Below are 21,141 nucleotides of genomic sequence, written 5' to 3'. Positions count from 1 at the left end.
GCGTTGGGGGTTTGGCGGCTTAGATTGCGTCGGTATCGGTTTCGCCGGTACGGATGCGAATAGCCTGTTCCAGATTGACCACGAAGATCTTGCCGTCACCGATCTTGCCGGTGTTGGCGGCCTTGGTTATCGCTTCGATAACCCGGTCAAGATCCTTGTCGTCAATGGCGACATCAATCTTCACCTTTGGCAGAAAATCGACCACGTATTCCGCGCCGCGATACAGCTCGGTATGACCCTTCTGCCGACCGAAGCCTTTGACCTCAGTAACGGTAATGCCCTGCACGCCGATCTCGGACAGTGACTCGCGTACATCGTCCAACTTGAACGGCTTAATGATGGCAGTGACTAGCTTCATGAAAACTCTCTCCCGAATTGGTGGACTTGCCCCAGGAAAACAAACCCGTCTCAAGTCTAAGCGCAGTGCCTGGCTTTGTAACGCTTCGTCGCCTTGGCAATTGCCATTGCGACGCGAGCTAACCACTGGTGACGAAACCTGTACTCCGGACCAAAGGCGCACTGCATTCGTCACAGCGACTGCATCAGTGCATGGGTCATGATCGTCTAAGCAGAAACCTTGCCAGCTCCGTAAAAATCACTGAAATCAGTCCTTTGCCCACTCGCGCCCACTTGCGGGGCTCAACGGCTGCGGCGATACGCACGAAAACAGTGCGCAGACGCCCGGCCGCATGCGCGAAAAGCGTGCGCCGCCCGCCGTGAAAAAGACGATAGACGCTGCGTGATACACTGCCGGCCAACCGTTTTTCCGGAATATTTCCCATGCTCGCGCCCAAAGACCTACTCGACGCCCTGAGTGGCCACGCTTCCCGCCTGTTCAGCGGCGACACCCCGCTGCCCCGCAACGAAATCGAAAGCCAGTTCAAGGCGCTGCTGCAAAGTGGTTTCAGCAAGCTGGACCTGGTCAGCCGGGAAGAATTTGATAGCCAGATGGTGGTGCTTGCCCGAACTCGTGCGCGGCTGGAGAGCCTTGAAGCCAAAGTGGCAGAGCTGGAAGCGCGCTTGACGCCGACCCACGAATAACGGGCAAGACTCGACCCGTACCGGGGGTTCTCGCCATGGACCGGCGCCTGCTGAAAGTCCAATTCAGCTTTTTGCTGGTAGTGCTGGGTGGCCGTTGCAACCAACTCGCGGTGGCCTGGTGGGCCTTGCAGGAAACCGGCTCTGCCCTCTACTTCGCCAACATGATTGCCTGCTCCATGGCGGCAGAAGTGTTGGCCAGACCGCTGCTGGGATGGCTTGGGGACAAGTACAACAAGATCCTTATCCTCAAACTGACCTCACTGGGCGGCCTGCTGACGGCGCTGTTGATGGTGCTGCTGGCCACCACGCAATCGTTCAACCCTTGGGCCGTTGGTGCGTTGATGATGGTCAGCAGCGCCATCGCAGGGGTGCGCGATCCTCTTCAGTCGTCGATCATTCCTTTGTTCGCAGGTGACGATAAGGTCTCCCTGGCCTTTCGTACCAAAAGCATGATGTCGTCCGTTTCCAATCTGCTGGGGCCGGCGCTGGCCAGTGCTTTGATCTATGGATTCGGAACCACACTCGCCTTTATCGCTGACTTTTTTGCGTTGCTTGCCGCAGGGGTGTTGATCGCGACTATTCCGAGCTGCCTCGGCGCCGCTGCGCCGAACGAAAATGTCCCGGCAGCCAGCGGTTTCAGGATGATCTACTCGGGCTTCAAGGCAATTTATGGCGTGAAAGTAGAGTTTTACCTGGCCATCATTGCAATGCTGGTCAACTTTGCCCTGTTCCCGTTCTTCACCATTCTGCTGCCCCTGTACGTGAAGAATGTCCTCCAGTATCCGATCACTTACCTCGGCCTTCTGGATTCGAGCTTCGGGCTGGGCATCCTGGCAGGCAGTTACAAGATCATCGGCTGGTTAGCCGACCGAGTCCCCCGTGACCTCTGCGTGTCCGCGGGTTTTGCGCTGCTGGGAGGAAACTTGCTGGTGGCCGGCACATTTTCATCAACGATCATCGTGCCCCTAGCCTTTTTTTGCGGTGGCATCGGCCTGATGTTGATCAACATTCCGACCTCCGCCGTGAGGTTGCTGGCGACACCGAAGAGCCACCGCAATCGAATCTTTGCCACGGTTTCCTTTCTGTCTGCAGCGGCCAGCCCGCTGGGCAGTTTCGCCATGAACAGCCTGATCGCCGGCCTGGGGGTCGCACTGACCATCACTGGGCTGGGGGCCATGGTGTTGATGTTGTCGCTACTGGTTTTCCTGATCCCCGATTTCCGAACGTTCATGCGGTCCAGAGATACGCAGCTCAACGACGCCTACCTGGATAAGTACCCCGGCGCATTTGCGCGGTGATACGTCCTGTAAAAGTCTGATAACTCGCACGTTCGATCACTCGACTACCCTTGAAAAACCGCAGGAAGCGGCCCTTCACTCAAGGAACGAGCATGTCCCTCGCCATCGTCCACAGCCGTGCCCAGATTGGCGTCGAAGCGCCCGCCGTCACCGTCGAGGTGCATATGGCCAACGGCTTGCCGTCCCTGACACTGGTGGGTTTGCCGGAAACAGCTGTCAAGGAAAGCAAGGACCGCGTACGCAGTGCCATTCTCAACTGCGCACTGCAATACCCCGCCCGCCGCATCACCCTCAACCTCGCGCCCGCCGACCTGCCCAAGGACGGTGGGCGTTTTGATTTGGCGATTGCCCTGGGGATTCTCGCGGCCAGTGTGCAGGTCCCGGCGCTGATGCTCGATGACGTGGAATGCCTGGGTGAACTGGCGCTGTCCGGCGAAGTACGCGCAGTGAAAGGCGTGCTGCCCGCAGCGTTGGCCGCACGCAAGGCCGGGCGCACCTTGATAGTGCCCAGCGCCAATGCCGAGGAAGCGTGCCTCGCCTCTGGCCTGAAGGTGATCGCGGTGGACCATCTGCTGCAAGTGGTGGCGCACCTGAACGGGCTGGTGCCGATTGAGCCGTTTGTTTCCAGTGGGTTGATGTACCTCAACAAACCCTACCCCGACTTGAGTGAAGTACAGGGACAGCAGGCGGCCAAGCGAGCGCTGCTGATTGCCGCAGCAGGCGCCCACAACCTGCTGTTCAGCGGACCGCCTGGCACCGGGAAAACCTTGCTGGCCAGCCGTCTGCCAGGATTGCTGCCCCCCTTGAGTGAACAGGAAGCGCTGGAGGTGGCAGCGATTCAGTCGGTGGTCAGCCTGGCGCCGCTGAGTCATTGGCCGCACCGGCCGTTTCGCCAGCCGCACCATTCGGCGTCAGGACCAGCATTGGTAGGTGGCGGCTCAAAACCACAACCGGGAGAAATCACCCTCGCCCATCACGGCGTGTTGTTTCTCGACGAACTGCCAGAGTTTGATCGCAAGGTGCTGGAGGTACTGCGCGAGCCGCTGGAGTCGGGCCATATCGTGATCGCCCGCGCCCGCGATCGGGTGAGTTTCCCGGCGCGCTTTCAACTGGTGGCGGCGATGAACCCTTGCCCTTGTGGTTACATGGGCGAGCCGAGCGGGCGCTGTCGTTGCACACCGGAACAGATCCAGCGCTATCGCAACAAACTCTCGGGCCCCTTGCTGGACCGGATTGACCTGCACGTCACCGTTGCGCGAGAAAGCACCGCGCTCAACCCAAGTCCACAAACCGGCGACGACACCGCCAGCGCTTCTACCCGCGTCGCCCAGGCCAGAGATTGCCAGCAACAGCGCCAGGGTTGCGCCAACGCCTTTCTCGACCTGCCGGGGCTACGCAAGCACTGCTCGCTGTCGAAGGTTGATGAAGGCTGGCTGGAGACCGCCTGCGAGCGATTGACCTTGTCGCTGCGCGCGGCTCATCGGTTACTCAAGGTCGCGCGCACCCTGGCGGACCTGGAGCAAGTAGAAGGCATCGCTCGCCACCATTTGGCAGAAGCGTTGCAGTACCGGCCAGCAGCAGCCGGCTAAAGGTCCTTGGGCAAATCCAGAAGCAGCGTTGCCACTTCCATCACCTCATCCAGCACCGCTTCTGCTGATTCAGTGGAAGGTTTGAGCAGCAGGTCATCGGCATACCCCATCGTGACGGCAAAGAGCTGACGGGCGGCGCGCATGGGCGAATCGCAACGGAACACCCCGGCGGCAACACCGCGCTCGATCACTTCGGCGAGCATGGCTTGCCACTGGGCGTTGATCTGCAGATAAGCCTGGGCCAATTCCGGGTCGTGCATCGCCTCGTCCCAGGCATCCAGCCACAACGCCCAACCGGCATCGGCCGTGCAAGGCAGGCAATCGTGCAAGAACCCCAGCAGCGCATCGAGGGGCGACGCATCCGCCAGGGGCGCGCGTACTTCATCCAATTGCTCATTGGCAAACCGCACAAAGGCTTCGCGGCGCAGCTCTTTCCAGTCGCTGAAGTAGTGATAGACATGGCTGCGGGACAGCCCGGCGTGGTCAGCCAGGTCGCGGGTGGAAACATCGGCGAAACCCTTGCTGCGAAACAGCTCCAGGGCGGCGGCGATGATCTGGTCTTTACGGTCGATACGCGACATCAGGCTTTCCTTCCGGCACCGGCAGATAAGCGGCGCTTGCTTTTTGAGCGACCGCTCAAGGATACTTGAGCAGTCGCTCAATATTAGCGCTTATCACTCCTTCGGTGAACCCCCATGCCATCCGCAACACCGCAAACCCTGATCGAAGAAAGCAAGAAAATCGGCCAACAATCCGCCAGCCAGACACTCAAGGCGATTGCCAAAGCCTACCCCGGCAAGCTGTTCTGCACCTTGTCGCTGGTGGCGCTGGAGAACGCATTGCTGCTGGCCTACCCGCTGTTTGCCGGGTTCGCGGTGGATTCAATTATCCGGGGTGACGCCACCAGCGCGCTGTTCTACGCCGTCGTGGTCATGGCGTTCTGGGTGGTCGGAGCGGCGCGGCGGGCGCTGGATACCCGCACCTTCACACGGATCTATGCCGACCTTGCGGTGCCGGTGATTCTCAACCAGCGCCTGCAGAACCACAGCACATCGAAGGCGGCAGCACGGGTGGTGTTGGCGCGGGAGTTTGTCGACTTCTTTGAAAAACACGTGCCGATCATGGCTACGGCGCTGGTGTCGATTGTTGGCGCAGCGGTGATGTTGATGGTGATTGAGCCGTGGGTCGGCCTGGCGTGCCTGGCTGCACTGGTGCTGTGCATCGCGTTATTGCCGCGCTTTGCCCAACGTAACCAAGAGTTGCACGAGCGCCTGAATGACCGCCTGGAGAAAGAAATCGGCCTGGTGGAAAAGGTGGGCGCACCGACCTTGCAGCGCCATTACCACGTGCTGTCACGCCTGCGGATCTGGCTGTCAGATCGCGAGGCTGCGGCGTACCTGTTTCTCGGCACGCTGGCGGCGCTGTTGTTTGTGGTTGCCATCAGCCAGCTGGCGCTGTCGCCAGCGGTCAAGGCCGGCCACGTCTATGCGGTGATGACCTACCTGTGGACCTTCGTCACCAGCATGGACGAAGCGCCAGGGATGGTCGATCAACTGGCGCGTCTCAAGGACATTGGCAAGCGGGTAGATCCTGGGCTTGGGGATCAATAGGCCTCAGCGAAACCGATCCACTTCCTGGCGCAAGCCTGCCGCCAAGGTCTCAAGCTCCTTGGCGGTAATCGCCAGGTTCGACACCACTTCCCGCTGCTCACTGTTGGCCAGGGAAATGCTCTGCAGATTGCTGCTGAGCAAGGTGGCCGTGCTGCTTTGTTCCTGGGTCGCCGTGGTGATTGCCGCAAACTGCTGGCCCGCCGAGCGGCTTTGCTCGTCGATTCGCGCCAGCGCCGAGGCCACGTCAGCGTTGCGCGACAGGCCTTCCTGCATCAGTACATTGCCCTGCTCCATGGTGCTGATGGCATTGCCGGTTTCCTGCTGGATGCTCTGGATCATCCCGGAAATTTCGTCTGTGGCCTGGCGGGTACGTGACGCCAGGTTACGCACCTCATCGGCCACCACCGCAAAACCACGGCCTTGCTCACCGGCACGAGCCGCTTCGATGGCAGCGTTGAGCGCCAGCAAGTTGGTCTGATCGGCGATCGAGGTGATCACCCCGACAATCCCGCCAATTTCCTGGGAGCGCTGCCCCAATGTATTGATCACCGCTGCCGTACTGTTCAACGCTGTGGCGATGTGCTCCAAAGACGACGACGCCTCTTGCATCGAAGTGCGCCCAATCCGGGTTTGCTGGGCGTTGTCCTGGGCCAGGCGTTCGGTATTGCCCATGTTGTCGGCGATATTCAGCGAGGTGGCGCTGAATTCTTCCACTGCGCCGGCCATGCTGGTGATCTCGCCGGATTGTTGCTCCATGCCTTCATAGGCTCCGCCGGACAGACCCGACAACGCCTGGGCGCGACTGTTGACCTCCTCGGCAGCCTTGCGGATGTGCGAGACCATGGTCGACAGCGCGTCGCCCATTTGGTTGAAGCTACGAGCCAACTGACCGATTTCATCATGGCTCGACACATTCAGGCGCGCACTCAAGTCACCAGCGCCCAACGCTTCGGCTTGGCGCACAAGATCCCCCAGTGGTTGCAATTTGCTGCGCAACAGCCAGACAGTCGCGCCCACCGCCAGCAACATCGCCAGCACGCTGCCGATCACCAGGCGAATGCCCACGGCCCAGGTGACCGCACGGATTTCGGCCTTCGGCATACTGGCCACCACCGACCATGGGCCGCCTTCGAACGGTACCGAAACGCTGTAGAAGTCTTCGGCCTTGTCGCTCCAGAAGTGACCTTTACCCGGCGTCCTGGCCAGGTCGAGCATCACCGGAACCGATTGATCCAGCGCCTGTACGCCGGCCGGCGGCACCAGCCAACGTTGTTGTTCATCGAGCAACGCCAGGGAGCCGGTCTGACCGATACGGAAGCGCTTGAGGTTGTCGAACTGGGCGTTCTGCGCATCGGTGTAGTCGAAACCGATAAACAACACGGCAATAATCTTCCCGCCGGCATCACGCACCGGGCTGTACTGGGTCATGTAAGAGCGCTCAAACAGCACAGCCCTTCCCACATAGCTCTGTCCGGCGATCAAGTGCTGATAGGCCGGGCCCTGGCGATCCAGCACGGTGCCAATGGCACGACTGCCATCCTGTTTGGTCAAGGAGGTGCTGACGCGAATAAAGTCCTCGCCGCTGCGCACGAACACCGTCGCCACGCCGCCGGACATTTGCTTGAAGTTGTCGACCTCGTCGAAATTATTGTTGAGCACCTCGCTGCCCAAATACAGGCTCGGTGTCTGTACGCCGGCGACGGTAACCGGCTGCTCAGGACGCACGCTCAACCCGGCGCCGAAACGCTTTTCAAACAGCCCGCTCAACCGCTGGGTACTTTCGCGCAAGGTGCTGTGGAACGTATTGAGTTGATCCGCCAGCAACCGCGCCTCGCTGGCCAGGTGTTCTTCCCGGGTGTCGAGGTTGGCGGAATCCAGCGAACGCAAGGCAAAAACGGTACTGCCGCTGATGACGACAGCCAATATGACTGCCAAGGCGAGACCCAATTGGGAGGCGATCCGGGCGCGTGGTTGAGACATGACAGCTCCTGGCCGAGGCCGGGATCATCCTGATCTCAAAGCGCGACTCGGCGAATGTTCTAATAGTGGGTACGCTGAACCGTCCCAGAATGGCGGCTCCGACACACCTACTTCGGCGGCCACAATGAATACTTGAGCGATACACAGGGGTATCACTCAAACGCACTGTTGGGGGGCACTACATCGATTCAGTCGAGCCGCTCAACCTGGGGCAGTTCCATGGCCTGCACCTCGCCCTGGAGGAAGTCCGCCAGCCGGCGCAGGCGCTCGCCACCGGGCCGGGTTTTCGGCCATACCAGGTAATAGTCCTCCCCGCTGGCCACGGCAGTCGGCCACGGTAGGCTCAACCGGCCTTGAGCCACATCTTCAGCCACCATCAGCAGATCGCCCATGGACACGCCGTAACCCCTGGCGGCGGCGATCATGCCCAACTCCAGGGTGTCGAACACTTGCCCGCCCTTGAGTGATACCTGGGACGACAGCCCCATGCGCTGCAACCAGTTGCGCCAGTCGCGGCGGTCAGGTGTCGGGTGCAGCAGCTCGGCGGACGCCAGCCGCGCAGCATCCCAGGGGCCGTCATTCAGCAGATTCGGCGCGCCCACCGGGATCAGCAGCTCCGGGAACAGATAGCTGGCCTCCCAGTCCGGCGGAAAATGGCCGTTGCTCAGCAGCACCGCACAGTCGAAAGGTTCCTGATTGAAATCCACCTCGTCGATGCTCATCCAGGCGCTGGTCAACTGCACTTCATTACCTGGCTGCAAATGCCGGAACCGACTGAGCCGCGCCAGCAACCAGCGCATGGTCAGGGTGGACGGCGCTTTCATGCGCAGGACGTCATCTTCGGCGTTCAAGGTATGGCAGGCACGCTCCAGGGCAGCGAAACCTTCGCGCACGCCGGGCAGCAGCAACCGCGCCGCTTCCGTGAGTTGCAAGGTACGACCACTGCGCTGGAACAGACGACACGCAAAATGCTCTTCGAGGGTGCGAATGTGCCGGCTGACCGCACTTTGGGTGATCGACAACTCCTCCGCCGCCCGGGTGAAGGAGTTATGCCTGGAAGCCGCTTCAAACGCCCGCAAGGCGTAAAGCGGAGGAAGACGACGAGACATGAGGAAAGCTCCAACGGCGCAATATCGAAACCCTACCAGAATCACTGACGCATGAGTTTTAATCATGCAAACGATCGCTTTTATCCCTTTGTGTAATGCACTGAGAGCGCCGAGAATCAACCCTTCCCCCACTCCCTGACCTTTTGAGCGTGATGATCATGCAGCATCCGGTACGTAGCGAACTCTGGGCCATTCTGCGGCTGGCAGGGCCGTTGATTGCCTCACAGTTGGCCCACATGCTGATGGTGCTGACCGACACCCTGATGATGGCCCGCCTGAGCCCCGAAGCCCTGGCCGGTGGCGGCCTTGGCGCGGCGAGCTATTCGTTCGTGTCGATTTTCTGCATCGGCGTGATTGCCGCCGTCGGCACGCTGGTCGCCATCCGCCAAGGTGCCGGCGACATTGAAGGCGCCACCCGGCTGACCCAGGCCGGGCTCTGGCTTGCCTGGCTGATGGCGCTGGTGGCCGGCTTGCTGCTGTGGAACCTCAAGCCGGTGCTGCTGATGTTCGGCCAGACCGAAACCAATGTGCAGTCGGCCGGCCAGTTCCTGATGATCCTGCCGTTCGCCCTGCCCGGCTATCTGACGTTCATGGCCTTGCGCGGTTTCACCAGTGCCATCGGCAAGGCAACGCCAGTAATGGTCATCAGCCTGGGCGGCACCGTACTCAACTACCTGCTCAACCACGCCTTGATCGAAGGCATGTTCGGCCTGCCAAAACTGGGGCTGATGGGCATTGGCCTGGTAACCGCTATTGTCGCCAACGGCATGGCGCTGGCGCTGATGTGGTACATCCGCCGTAACCGTGCATATGACGCTTACCCACTGCGCAAAGGCCTGTCGCGCCCCAACCGCCAGTACCTGCGGGAACTGTGGCGCCTGGGTCTGCCAATCGGCGGTACCTACGCGGTGGAAGTCGGGCTGTTTGCTTTTGCCGCGCTGTGCATGGGCACCATGGGCAGCACGCAGTTGGCGGCGCACCAGATCGCCCTGCAAATCGTCTCGGTGGCGTTCATGGTGCCGGCAGGGTTGTCGTATGCGATCACGATGCGGATCGGCCAGCATTACGGCGCCGGGCAATTGCTCGTTGCGCGCATGGCCGGGCGGGTCGGGATCGTCTTTGGCGCGGTGGTAATGCTGGGGTTTGCCATGGCGCTCTGGTTGCTGTCGAACGAATTGATCGGGTTGTTCCTGGACCATAACGACCCGGCGTTTCGCGACGTCATCAGCCTGGCGGTCAGCCTGTTGGCGGTGGCGGCCTGGTTCGAACTGTTCGACGGTGTGCAAACCATCGCCATGGGCTGTATTCGCGGGCTCAAGGACGCCAAGACCACGTTCCTGGTGGGATTGGGATGCTACTGGTTGATCGGCGCGCCGTCGGCCTGGTTGATGGCCTTCACCCTGGGCTGGGGGCCGACCGGCGTGTGGTGGGGCCTGGCCCTGGGCCTGGCGTGTGCGGCGGTGAGCCTGACGTGGGCGTTTGAAGTGAAGATGAAGCGGATGATTCAGCGCGAAGGCGTCGAGTCTGACGCCCAAGGCTCATTTCAAGCGGCACAGCCGGATTAGGGCGCGACTGTAGCCGCTGCCGAGGCACGAGGCTGCGATCGAGTGCGGAGCACTCGCAATCCAGGCGCTGCGATTTACCTGCTGTGCTGTGTAGGCTGGTTTTACGCCTGCTTCGCAGCCGATCGCAGCCTCGTACCTCGGCAGCGGCTACCCCAGTAACGCTTCCTGACTGCCGCCAAACGTCAGGTATTCCACCAGTTCCGCCAACGGCAACGGCTTGCTGATCAGATATCCCTGGGCCTGATCGCAGCCGAACAATCTCAACAGCGCCAATTGCTCCGGGGTTTCCACACCTTCAGCCACCACTTCCAGGTTGAGGTTGTGGGCCAGGTTGATCATGGCGTGCACCAGCTTGCGGTTCTCTTCGCGCTCTTCCATGCCGCCGACGAAGCTCTTGTCGATCTTCAGCAAGGCAATCGGCAGGCTGTTCAGGTGCACGAACGACGAAAAGCCGGTGCCGAAGTCATCCAGGGAGAAGCGCACACCGAGGCGGCCGAGGGCATCCATGGTCTGCTTGACCAAGTCGCTGCGACGCATCACGGCGGTTTCCGTCAGTTCGAACTCCAGCCATTGCGCTTCCACACCGCGCTCGGCAATCAGCCGGCTGAGGGTGGTGAGCAACTGGCTGTCCTGGAACTGGCGAAACGACAGGTTGACCGCCATGTGCAGCGGCGCCAGACCACGCTCGCGCAGGGCCTGCATATCCCGCAGGGCCCGGGAGATCACCCAGTAGCCCAGCGGCACGATCAAGCCACTCTGCTCGGCCAACGGCACGAACTCACTGGGAGGCAACAGCCCGCGCTCGCCGTGACGCCAACGCACCAGGGCTTCCAGGCCGACGATATGGCCGTCGTCCAGGTCCAGCCGTGGTTGGTAATGCAGTTCCAGTTCGTCACGGCGCAACGCCCGGCGCAGCTCACTTTCCAGGTCGGCGAGGCTGCGGGCGTTGCGGTTGATGCGTTCGTTGAAAATATGAAAGGTGCAGCCCTGGGTACTTTTGGCCTGCTGCATGGCGATATGAGCGTGCCACATCAGAGGGTCGGCACCCGCCTTGGCCCGGGCATGAGCCACGCCAAGGCTACAGCCGATCAGCAGGCTTTCACCGTCGACCCAATAAGGCTCGGCCATGGCCTCCGTGATGCGCTCGGCCATCCATTCGGCGCGCTGGGGGGCTCGGCGGGTGTCGATCAACAAGGCGAACTCGTCACTGCCCAGGCGCGCCAGTTGGTCCCCTGCCTCAAGCTGGCTTTTAAGCCGCGAGACCACTTGCAGGATCAGCCGGTCGCCGGCCTGGTGGCCGAGGGCGTCGTTGGCATGGCGGAAGTTGTCCAGGTCCAGATGCCCGAGGGCCAGGCCCCGGCCCTCATTTTCAGCCAGGCGCGCGGCCAGCAGGGTCTGGAAACCCTGGCGATTGGCGATTCCGGTCAACGGGTCTTGTTCAGCCAGGCGCTGCAAGGTGTTTTCCAGCAACCCACGCTCGCGGACATGGCGCAGGCAGCGGCGCAATGTATCGATATCCAATGCATTACGGATCAGCCAGTCGCTGACACCCAGCGGCGCGACCAACGGCTCCTGCTCCAACAGCAAGACGGTCGGCAGGCTGCAACGGCCGGGGCCGGGTTGAAGGCTGGGAATGGTCAACAACACCGCGCTGTGGTCGTCGTCGAACAGACTGCTCACAGACTCCCAGTTTGGCGCGCTGATCAGGACAGCAGCATCCCCCATCGGCACCAGGCACTCGCGCAATAATGCTGCCCACGTAGGCGTATCGGCCAGTAGCAGCAAACGCAAGGGTTCGACAGGCGTAGACAAGCTAGCTCCCTAGACTCTGCAAAATTTCGTTGGCGGCGGGCATTATGACGTGCGGCCTGACAATGACCAATGATATTGGTTATCAGGTACGTGCAGTGCGGCTCTAGATCGAACAATAGACCCAAATACTCCGCACATCCTGCGGCAAAGTAACAAAACCGGCAAATTTAGATCGAGTGGTACGTCACACTGTCGTTCAGAGGCAGCAGAATCTTTCCAGCCTGTTAAAATGCCCGCCCTTTTGATCAATGACTCCTGAAATTTCGTATGTCCCGACTCAATCCCCGGCAGCAAGAAGCCGTGAACTACGTCGGCGGCCCTCTATTGGTGCTCGCCGGTGCAGGCTCCGGCAAGACCAGCGTGATCACCCGCAAGATCGCGCACCTGATCCAGAGCTGTGGCATCCGCGCCCAGTACATCGTCGCCATGACCTTTACCAACAAGGCGGCGCGGGAAATGAAAGAGCGCGTCGGCACCCTGCTCAAAGGTGGCGAAGGTCGCGGCCTCACTGTGTGCACCTTCCACAACCTGGGCCTGAACATCATCCGCAAGGAGCATGTGCGGCTGGGCTACAAGCCGGGCTTCTCGATCTTCGACGAGACCGACGTCAAGGCCCTGATGACCGACATCATGCAAAAGGAATATGCGGGCGACGACGGCGTCGACGAGATCAAGAACATGATCGGCGCCTGGAAAAACGACCTGATCCTGCCGCCTGAAGCCCTAGAAAACGCGCGCAACCCCAAGGAACAGACTGCCGCCATCGTCTACACCCACTATCAGCGTACGCTGAAAGCGTTCAACGCCGTGGACTTCGACGACCTGATCCTGCTGCCGGTAAAGCTGTTCCAGGAACACGCCGACATCCTCGAAAAGTGGCAGAACAAGGTCCGCTATCTGCTGGTGGACGAATATCAAGACACCAACGCCAGCCAGTATTTGTTGGTGAAGCTGCTGATCGGCACCCGCAACCAGTTCACTGTGGTAGGCGACGATGACCAGTCGATCTACGCCTGGCGCGGCGCCCGTCCGGAAAACCTGATGTTGCTCAAGGACGATTACCCGTCCCTGAAAGTGGTGATGCTGGAGCAGAACTACCGCTCCACCAGCCGTATCCTGCGTTGCGCCAACGTGCTGATCTCCAACAACCCCCACGAGTTTGAAAAACAACTGTGGAGCGAGATGGGTCATGGCGACGAGATCCGTGTGATCCGCTGCCGCAACGAAGACGCCGAAGCCGAGCGCGTGGCCGTCGAATTGCTGACGTTGCACCTGCGCACCGACCGGCCCTACAGCGACTTTGCGATCCTGTACCGCGGTAACTACCAGGCCAAGCTGATCGAGCTGAAGCTGCAACACCACCAGATCCCGTATCGTCTGTCGGGTGGCAACAGCTTTTTCGGACGCCAGGAAGTGAAAGACCTAATGGCCTACTTCCGGCTGATCGTGAACCCCGATGACGACAACGCCTTCCTGCGGGTGATCAACGTCCCACGCCGGGAAATCGGTTCGACGACCCTGGAAAAACTCGGCAACTACGCCACCGAACGCAAAATCTCGATGTACGCCGCCACCGACGAAATAGGCCTGGGCGAGCATCTGGATACACGCTTCACCGATCGCCTGTCACGCTTCAAGCGCTTCATGGACAAAGTCCGCGAGCAGTGCTCCGGCGAGGACCCGATCAGCGCCCTGCGCAGCATGGTCATGGACATCGACTACGAGAACTGGCTGCGCACCAACAGCTCCAGCGACAAAGCCGCCGATTACCGCATGGGTAACGTGTGGCTCCTGATCGAGGCGTTGAAAAACACGCTGGAGAAGGACGAAGAAGGCGAGATGACCGTCGAGGACGCCATCGGCAAGCTGGTCCTGCGGGACATGCTGGAGCGCCAGCAGGAAGAGGAAGACGGCGCCGAAGGTGTGCAGATGATGACCTTGCATGCGTCCAAGGGGCTGGAGTTTCCCTACGTGTTCATCATGGGTATGGAAGAGGAAATCCTTCCGCACCGCTCCAGTATCGAAGCCGACACCATCGAAGAGGAACGGCGCCTGGCCTACGTGGGCATCACCCGCGCTCGTCAGACCCTGGCCTTCACCTTTGCCGCCAAGCGCAAGCAGTACGGCGAGATCATCGATTGTGCCCCTAGCCGGTTCCTTGATGAGCTGCCGCCGGACGACCTGGCTTGGGAAGGCAACGACGACACACCGACTGAAGTCAAAGCCGTTCGCGGCAACACCGCCTTGGCGGATATACGCGCGATGTTAAAGCGCTAGAATCGACTACTTTTTAATCTACTTTCGGCGCCCGGGGCGCCAACAGAGGAAGCTTTCGTGGAAGCACTGCACAAGAAAATTCGCGAAGAAGGCATCGTGCTTTCCGATCACGTACTCAAGGTCGACGCCTTTCTGAACCATCAGATCGACCCGGCGTTGATGAAGCTGATCGGCGACGAATTCGCCGCGCTGTTCAAGGATTCGGGCATCACCAAGATCGTCACCATCGAAGCCTCGGGCATTGCCCCGGCGATCATGACCGGTCTGAACCTGGGCGTGCCGGTGATCTTCGCCCGCAAGCACCAGTCCCTGACCCTGACCGAAAACCTGCTGTCGGCGACGGTGTATTCCTTCACCAAGCAAACAGAAAGCACCGTGGCGATTTCCCCGCGCCACCTGACCAGCAGCGACCGCGTGCTGATCATCGATGACTTCCTGGCCAACGGTAAGGCATCCCAGGCACTGATCTCGATCATCAAGCAGGCCGGCGCGACCGTGGCCGGATTGGGGATCGTGATCGAGAAGTCGTTCCAGGGTGGGCGTGCGGAGTTGGACTCCCAGGGTTATCGGGTTGAATCCCTGGCTCGGGTGAAGTCCCTGGCGGGTGGGGTTGTGACCTTTATCGAGTAATCGATAACCCCAGCAATCTTGAGCGGGCACGGTAAAAAATGTGGGAGCGGACTTGCTCGCTCCCACATTTGATCTCCGGTGTTTGTCAGTGGGTGGTGGCCTTTAGGCCGGCCAACAACAGCCGCTGATATAGGTCCTCTTTCAAGCCCTCAGGCTTCGCCAACCCCATCCGCTGCAAATGCTCGGGAAACGCCTCCGGCTCCGGAGCATCCAGCGCCGCCTTGCCCAGCTCGAAAATCTCCGTCAGCTTGAATTTGCTCTTGAGCCAGTTCAACGCCCGCAACAAATCCCGCTCTTCATCGGTGAAATCACAACCCAACGGATACTCCGGGAACAACCGTGGATGCCGCGTCTGGATCGCCTGCAAGCGCTCCGGTGTGTTGTCGGTAAAGCGCGGATCCAACTGGAAATCCTTCGCCAGCTTGCCGGTCTTTTGCGCCTGCTCAATCAGCGCTTCCTGGAATCGTGAGTCGGTGATGTTCAACATCGCCTCGATCACCTTGGCATCGGTCTGACCACGCAAATCGGCAATGCCATATTCCGTGATGACGATGTCCCGCAAGTGCCGGGGAATGGTGCAGTGGCCGTATTCCCAGACAATATTGGAGCTGACCTCCCCGGCCGACTCACGCCAACTGCGCAGGATCAGAATCGAGCGCGCACCCTCCAGGGCATGACCCTGGGCGACAAAGTTGTATTGCCCGCCCACACCACTCAACACCCGACCGTCTTCCAATTGGTCCGCCACGCCCGCACCCAGCAACGTCACGGTAAAGGCACTGTTGATAAACCGTGCATCCAGACGTTGCAAACGCTTGAGCTCTTCCTGCCCATACAGCTCGTTGATGTAGCTGATGCGGGTCATGTTGAATTCAAGGCGCTTGCTCTGCGGCAGGTCCCGCAACCGCTCATAAAAGCTGCGTGGCCCCAGGAAGAAGCCGCCGTGTATCGAGATTCCATCGGGCTGCGCAGCCTCGTCCAGGGTCCCGGCGTTGGCCCGCTCCTGGGTCTCGACATCCGGATAAACCTTGCGCCGGACAATCCCGGCATCCGCCAGCACCAGCAAACCGTTGACGAACATTTCGCTGCAGCCGTAGAGACCACGAGCAAAGGGTTCGACCCCGCCCTCCCGGCTGATCAGCGGCGCCCACTGATATACGTCCAGATCGCTGAGCAACAGGCGATACGCCTCGTTGTCGGCCTGACGCGCCAGCAATGCGGCCGTCAGCGCGTCACCCATGGAGCCGATACCAATCTGCAAGGTCCCGCCGTCGCGCACCAGTGTGCTGGCATGCAGGCCGATAAAGTGGTCCTGGCAGCCCACCGGCATGTTCGGCGTGGAGAACAGCGTGGTGCTGTCTTTCTCATCAATCAGGAAGTCGAATTCATCCATACCCAGCTCGGCGTCACCGGGCATGTACGGCAAGTCGCCGTGGACCTGGCCCACCACCAGGATGGTCTCCCCGGCTTCGCGGCGCTTGGCGATCATCGGCAACAGGTCGAGGGTGATGTCGGGATTACAGCTCAGGCTCAGGCGATTCGGGTGTTCGCTGCTGCTGGCCACCAATTGTGCCACCAGGTTCAAACCGGCGGCGTTGATGTCACGGGCGGCATGGCTGTAGTTGCTGCTGACATAGTCCTGCTGCGCCGGGGCGCTGTTGAGCAGACTGCCAGGTTGCATGAAGAACTGTTCGACGTGGATATTCGCCGGCAGGCTGCCCTTGTGCAGGTCGGCGAGAAAATCCAGCTCCGGATAGTCGCCGAAAACCCGCTCGATAAAGGGGCCGAGAAAGCGTTTCTGCAAACCATCACCCATGGTCGGGCGGCCCAGGCTCAAGGCGGTATAGATCGTCAGCGCCCGGTCCGGCAGTTTGGCGATGCGCCGGTACAACGCATTGGCGAACAGGTTGGGCTTGCCCAGGCCCAGGGGCATGCCCATGTGAATATGCGCCGGCAACCGCGCCAGTACGTCATCGACCGCCTGCTCGATTGAACACAACTGCACCATCCGACCCTCCCGAACATTCCATGAATTGGGTTGGACCGAGCTTGCCGGGTCTTGGCTGCAAAGAACAGCCTCTAACGATAAATCGCGGGCACAAAAAAGCCGCTGGGCAGCGGCTTTTTTAGCGAAGATCGACTTATTTCAAGCCAGACATCTTCTCGATAGCGCCCTTGAGCTCGTCATCCGAGCAATCGGTACAGGTGCCTTTGGGCGGCATGGCGTTCAGGCCGGTAATGGCCTTGGCCAGCAGGCCGTCGAGGCCGCCTTGGTGGTCAGCGCGGTCTTTCCAAGCCGCCGTGTCACCGATTTTCGGTGCACCCAACAGGCCGGTACCGTGGCAAGCGTTGCAGTGTTTGGCGATCACGTCATCAGGCGTTTTCGCACCGCCACCGCCGCCTACGGCTACAGCGACTTCCATCCCCTTGCACTCTTCGCCCTGGACGCAGACTTGGCCGACAGGCTCCAGGCGCTTGGCAATTTCATCATTGGTCGCAGCTTGAGCGCTGACAGCCCATAGGGCCAGTACGGTTGCTGGTGCAGCCAGCATTTTCATAATTAGGTTCACGCGTTCACCCTCAATGGTGGCTATTCACGCCTGCGGCCACGGTTTCGCAGGCGGCGAAAGTATAACGGTTAGCCCGCCCCGCTGAAACAACCCTATTATCCAAGGGGAGATTCATCACGACGGAATACTGCGTCGGGCACCTCTGCCATGCAGGCAGGACGCCTCTCTTCTTAAAAGTTCGCGGGTGTCGCTGCGCTGATTAGTCGCGCCGGCACATCGAACGGATTGCGAAAACGGTGCGGCTTGGTGCTTTCAAAGTAGTAGCTATCGCCGGCTTCGAGCACAAAAATTTCAAGACCGACCACCAGTTCCAGGCGACCTTCCACCAGGATCCCGGTTTCCTCACCTTCGTGGGTGAGCATTTCTTCACCCGTGTCAGCACCTGGTGGGTAGATCTCGTTGAGAAACGCAATCGCCCGGCTCGGATGCGCCCGGCCCACCAGCTTCATGGTGACGGCGCCGTCGGAGATGTCGATCAGCTCATTGGCTTTATAGACGATCTGAGTCGGTTTTTCCTGGAGGATCTCCTCGGAAAAGAACTCGACCATGGACATGGGAATGCCACCCAGCACCTTTCGCAAGGAACTGATGGAGGGGCTGACACTGTTTTTCTCGATCATCGAGATGGTGCTGTTGGTGACACCCGCACGCTTGGCAAGCTCGCGCTGGGAAAGACCTTTCAGTTTACGGATGGATTGCAGTCGTTCGCCGACGTCCAATGCAGGAGCCTCCTAGGATTCAGGTCGTAAAGAAATTGAGCGTTATCATGGCGACAGCGTTCAGTATTTACAACACTTGGACCTAAATCCTGAGCTGCTCTGTTCGTAGCCGGTGATTAAGCGCCGGAATAGAGCCGTGGCACTCGCCGCAGGTTGCAGAAAATCTGATAGGGGATGGTCTCGGCAGCGGTAGCCACGTCGCTGGCGAGGATGTTTTTGCCCCACAGCTCGACGGTGGAGCCAAGCCCGGCCTGGTGGACGTCGGTCAGGTCGACACACAGCATGTCCATCGACACGCGACCGAGCAATTGGCTGCGCTGACCCGCCACCAACACCGGCGTACCGGTCGGCGCATGGCGTGGGTAGCCGTCGGCATAACCCATGGCGACCACACCGACGCGCATCGGTTTCGGCGTGACGAACCTGGCGCCGTAACCCACCGGCTCTCCCGCCGGCAGTTCGCGTACGCAGATAACTTTCGATTCCAGGGTCATCACCGGCTGCAAACGTGCGGCGATCGCCTGGTCTTCACCAAAGGGCGTGGCACCGTAGAGCATGATGCCTGGGCGAACCCAGTCACTGGAGACATTCGGCCAGCCCATTACCGACGGCGAGTTGCGCAGGCTGACCTCGGCCGACAGGCCTTGGCGCGCAGCTTCAAATACCGCCACTTGTTCATTGCTGCAAACACAGTCGAGTTCGTCAGCGCGAGCGAAGTGGCTCATCAAGACGATCTTGGCCACTTTACCGCTGGCCAGCAGGCGCTGGTAAGCCTCCTGGAAATCCTTGGGGTGCAGGCCGACCCGGTGCATGCCCGAATCCAGCTTGAGCCAGACGGTCAACGGCTTGCTCAGGCGGGCCTGTTCAATCGCCTCCAATTGCCACAGCGAATGCACCACGCACCATAGATCATGCTCGATGATCAGCGGCAGCTCGTCGGCTTCGAAAAAGCCCTCCAGCAACAGGACTGGAGCACGAATACCGGCGGCCCGCAGCTCCAGCGCTTCCTCGATGCAAGCCACGGCAAACCCATTGGCCTCGGCTTCCAGCGCCTGGGCAACGCGCACGGCACCATGGCCGTAGGCGTCGGCCTTGATCACCGCAAGGGCCTTGGCCCCCGTGATTTCACGAGCCAGTTGGTAGTTGTGGCGCAGGGCTTGAAGGTCAATCAGGGCACGGGCTGGACGCATGGCGGCAGGCTTCTAGGCGACAAGGGGAAGAAAAACCGGTACCGACCGACAGCGCCGACACCGGGAGAGGGATTTTACTTACGGCAGAGCGGCCACGACCGACAGCTCAACCAGAATCTCCGGTTCACAGAGTTTTGCTTCAACCGTGGCACGGGCCGGGGCAACGCCTTTGGGCAGCCACTTGTCCCACACCGCGTTCATGCCGGCGAAATCGGCATCGATGTCTTTCAAGTAGATCGTCACCGACAGCAGCTTGCTCTTGTCGGTACCGGCCAGGTCCAGCAAACGCTCGATATTGCCGAGGGTTTCACGGGTCTGCTGTTCAATCCCGGCGTTCATGTCGTCACCGACCTGCCCTGCCAGATACACGGTACCGCTGTGGATAACGATCTGGCTCATGCGCTCATTGGTGAGCTGGCGCTGGATTGACATGTTTTGCAGACTCCTGATGGTTGCTGTAACGGGAAATATCGAGACCTTCGGCACTGATCTGCGGCGTTTTTTTCGCCATCAGGTCCGCCAGCAAACGACCAGAGCCACACGCCATGGTCCAGCCAAGGGTACCGTGGCCGGTGTTCAAGAACAGGTTTTTGAACGGGGTGGCACCCACGATCGGCGTGCCATCCGGCGTGGTAGGACGCAGGCCGGTCCAGAAACTGGCTTGGCTCAGGTCACCACCCTGAGGATAAAGGTCGTTGACGATCATCTCCAGGGTTTCACGCCGACGCGGGTTCAGCGACAGGTCAAAACCGGCTATTTCAGCCATGCCGCCAACACGAATGCGGTTGTCGAAGCGGGTGATCGCCACCTTGTAGGTTTCATCGAGAATGGTCGAGGTCGGGGCCATCGCCGGGTTGGTGATCGGCACGGTCATCGAGTAACCCTTGAGCGGGTACACCGGCGCCTTGATCCCCAGCGGCTTGAGCAACTGCGGCGAGTAACTGCCCAGCGCCAGGACGTAGCGGTCGGCGGTTTCCAACTTGCCGTCGACCCATACACCGTTGATGCGATCACCGGCGTAGTCCAGGCGCTGGATGTCTTGCTCGAAGCGGAATTCGACACCCAGTTGCTTGCACATTTCGGCAAGACGGGTGGTAAACATCTGGCAGTCGCCGGTCTGGTCGTTCGGCAGGCGCAGGGCACCAGCGAGGATATCAGTGACGCTGGCCAGGGCAGGTTCGACGCGGGCAATGCCGGCACGGTCCAACAGTTCGAACGGCACGCCGGACTCTTTGAGCACTGCAATGTCCTTGGCCGCGCCATCGAGCTGGGCCTGGGTGCGGAACAGTTGAGTAGTCCCCAGGCTACGGCCTTCGTAGGCAATGCCGGTTTCGGCGCGTAATTCGTCGAGACAGTCACGGCTGTACTCGGACAGGCGGACCATGCGCTCCTTGTTCACCGCGTAGCGGTTGGCGGTGCAGTTACGCAGCATCTGCGCCATCCACAGGTATTGGTCGATATCGGCAGTGGCCTTGATCGCCAGCGGAGCGTGGCGCTGCAGCAGCCATTTGATGGCTTTGAGCGGAACGCCCGGCGCAGCCCATGGCGAGGCGTAACCGGGCGAGATTTGCCCGGCGTTGGCGAAGCTGGTCTCCATGGCAGCAGCCGGCTGACGGTCGACCACAACCACTTCAAAACCAGCTCGTGCCAAATAGTAGGCACTGGCCACGCCAATGACACCGCTACCCAAGACCAGAACGCGCATTTTATATCCTCATCACGGCTTGGCCGCTGACGTTTGTTGTTCAGTA

General features: G+C 60.4%; 18 protein-coding genes. 7 read left to right on the top strand and 11 right to left on the bottom strand.

Going from position 1 to position 21,141, the window contains the following annotated elements; all coding sequences use genetic code 11:
* Positions 1 to 19: 19 nt before the first annotated feature.
* Positions 20 to 358, bottom strand: a complete 339-nt coding sequence (gene glnK, locus J7E41_RS06380; RefSeq protein WP_002555808.1) for a P-II family nitrogen regulator — start codon at positions 356 to 358, stop codon at positions 20 to 22.
* A gap of 422 nt (positions 359 to 780) precedes the next feature.
* Between glnK and J7E41_RS06375 the strand changes: the two genes are divergently transcribed.
* From J7E41_RS06375 to J7E41_RS06365, 3 genes are all read left to right on the top strand, one after another.
* Positions 781 to 1,041 (top strand): accessory factor UbiK family protein, encoded by a 261-nt coding sequence (locus J7E41_RS06375; protein WP_214990968.1) that lies wholly within the window; start codon positions 781 to 783, stop codon positions 1,039 to 1,041.
* A 35-nt stretch (positions 1,042 to 1,076) separates the two neighbouring features.
* Positions 1,077 to 2,339: an MFS transporter gene (locus tag J7E41_RS06370; protein ID WP_214990966.1), complete on the top strand. Its 1,263-nt coding sequence runs from the start codon at positions 1,077 to 1,079 to the stop codon at positions 2,337 to 2,339.
* Between the two features lie 92 nt (positions 2,340 to 2,431).
* Entirely contained in the window at positions 2,432 to 3,928 is a 1,497-nt protein-coding gene (locus J7E41_RS06365) for a YifB family Mg chelatase-like AAA ATPase (protein WP_214990964.1), read from the top strand.
* On the opposite strand, the gene J7E41_RS06360 is transcribed toward J7E41_RS06365, so the two are convergent.
* On the bottom strand, positions 3,925 to 4,509 hold the full coding sequence (locus tag J7E41_RS06360; protein ID WP_214990962.1) for a TetR/AcrR family transcriptional regulator: 585 nt from the start codon (positions 4,507 to 4,509) through the stop codon (positions 3,925 to 3,927). The genes J7E41_RS06365 and J7E41_RS06360 overlap by 4 nt on opposite strands.
* 114 nt (positions 4,510 to 4,623) lie before the next feature.
* On the opposite strand from J7E41_RS06360, the gene J7E41_RS06355 reads away from it, so the two are divergent.
* A complete protein-coding gene (locus J7E41_RS06355) occupies positions 4,624 to 5,538 on the top strand; it encodes an ABC transporter six-transmembrane domain-containing protein (protein ID WP_214990960.1) in 915 nt (304 codons plus the stop codon).
* Positions 5,539 to 5,541: 3 nt separating this feature from the next.
* Here the strand turns inward: J7E41_RS06355 and J7E41_RS06350 are convergent, their stop codons facing one another.
* Positions 5,542 to 7,518: a methyl-accepting chemotaxis protein gene (locus tag J7E41_RS06350; protein ID WP_214990958.1), complete on the bottom strand. Its 1,977-nt coding sequence runs from the start codon at positions 7,516 to 7,518 to the stop codon at positions 5,542 to 5,544.
* A 188-nt stretch (positions 7,519 to 7,706) separates the two neighbouring features.
* The gene (locus J7E41_RS06345) at positions 7,707 to 8,627 is read right to left on the bottom strand and encodes a LysR substrate-binding domain-containing protein (RefSeq protein WP_214990956.1); all 921 of its coding nucleotides are present in this window, start codon (positions 8,625 to 8,627) and stop codon (positions 7,707 to 7,709) included.
* A 152-nt stretch (positions 8,628 to 8,779) separates the two neighbouring features.
* On the opposite strand from J7E41_RS06345, the gene J7E41_RS06340 reads away from it, so the two are divergent.
* A complete protein-coding gene (locus J7E41_RS06340; RefSeq protein WP_214990954.1) occupies positions 8,780 to 10,192 on the top strand; it encodes a NorM family multidrug efflux MATE transporter in 1,413 nt (470 codons plus the stop codon).
* 147 nt (positions 10,193 to 10,339) lie between these two features.
* Here the strand turns inward: J7E41_RS06340 and J7E41_RS06335 are convergent, their stop codons facing one another.
* On the bottom strand, positions 10,340 to 12,004 hold the full coding sequence (locus J7E41_RS06335) for a putative bifunctional diguanylate cyclase/phosphodiesterase (protein ID WP_214990952.1): 1,665 nt from the start codon (positions 12,002 to 12,004) through the stop codon (positions 10,340 to 10,342).
* Between the two features lie 267 nt (positions 12,005 to 12,271).
* Here J7E41_RS06335 and rep point away from each other — a divergent pair, with 267 nt between their 5' ends.
* Together rep and J7E41_RS06325 are read left to right on the top strand one after the other, a co-directional pair.
* Complete coding sequence (gene rep / locus J7E41_RS06330; protein ID WP_214990950.1) at positions 12,272 to 14,281, top strand: DNA helicase Rep; 2,010 nt, start codon at positions 12,272 to 12,274, stop codon at positions 14,279 to 14,281.
* 57 nt (positions 14,282 to 14,338) lie between these two features.
* Positions 14,339 to 14,911, top strand: coding sequence for a xanthine phosphoribosyltransferase (locus J7E41_RS06325; protein WP_169356975.1), 573 nt, complete (start codon positions 14,339 to 14,341; stop codon positions 14,909 to 14,911).
* 85 nt (positions 14,912 to 14,996) lie between these two features.
* Here the strand turns inward: J7E41_RS06325 and J7E41_RS06320 are convergent, their stop codons facing one another.
* The 6 genes from J7E41_RS06320 to dadA form a co-directional block, all read right to left on the bottom strand.
* Positions 14,997 to 16,919 carry an acetyl-CoA hydrolase/transferase C-terminal domain-containing protein gene (locus tag J7E41_RS06320; RefSeq protein ID WP_214990948.1) on the bottom strand — a complete coding sequence of 641 codons (1,923 nt, stop codon included), beginning with the start codon at positions 16,917 to 16,919 and terminating at the stop codon, positions 14,997 to 14,999.
* Positions 16,920 to 17,052: 133 nt separating this feature from the next.
* The gene (locus tag J7E41_RS06315) at positions 17,053 to 17,469 is read right to left on the bottom strand and encodes a c-type cytochrome (protein WP_214991380.1); all 417 of its coding nucleotides are present in this window, start codon (positions 17,467 to 17,469) and stop codon (positions 17,053 to 17,055) included.
* 182 nt (positions 17,470 to 17,651) lie between these two features.
* Positions 17,652 to 18,200 carry a cupin domain-containing protein gene (locus tag J7E41_RS06310; protein WP_155582465.1) on the bottom strand — a complete coding sequence of 183 codons (549 nt, stop codon included), beginning with the start codon at positions 18,198 to 18,200 and terminating at the stop codon, positions 17,652 to 17,654.
* A gap of 116 nt (positions 18,201 to 18,316) precedes the next feature.
* The gene (gene alr / locus J7E41_RS06305) at positions 18,317 to 19,390 is read right to left on the bottom strand and encodes an alanine racemase (protein ID WP_214990946.1); all 1,074 of its coding nucleotides are present in this window, start codon (positions 19,388 to 19,390) and stop codon (positions 18,317 to 18,319) included.
* Between the two features lie 78 nt (positions 19,391 to 19,468).
* Positions 19,469 to 19,822, bottom strand: a complete 354-nt coding sequence (locus J7E41_RS06300; RefSeq protein ID WP_214990944.1) for a RidA family protein — start codon at positions 19,820 to 19,822, stop codon at positions 19,469 to 19,471.
* Positions 19,794 to 21,095 (bottom strand): D-amino acid dehydrogenase, encoded by a 1,302-nt coding sequence (gene dadA, locus J7E41_RS06295; protein WP_214990942.1) that lies wholly within the window; start codon positions 21,093 to 21,095, stop codon positions 19,794 to 19,796. The genes J7E41_RS06300 and dadA overlap by 29 nt, the downstream gene beginning before the upstream one ends.
* Positions 21,096 to 21,141: the final 46 nt, after the last annotated feature.

It is taken from the genome of Pseudomonas fluorescens (assembly GCF_018614655.1).
Classification (GTDB): Bacteria; Pseudomonadota; Gammaproteobacteria; order Pseudomonadales; family Pseudomonadaceae; genus Aquipseudomonas; species Aquipseudomonas fluorescens_BX.
The sequence above is the reverse complement of the archived record's forward strand: the minus strand, read 5'-3'. Positions and strand labels throughout refer to the sequence as shown.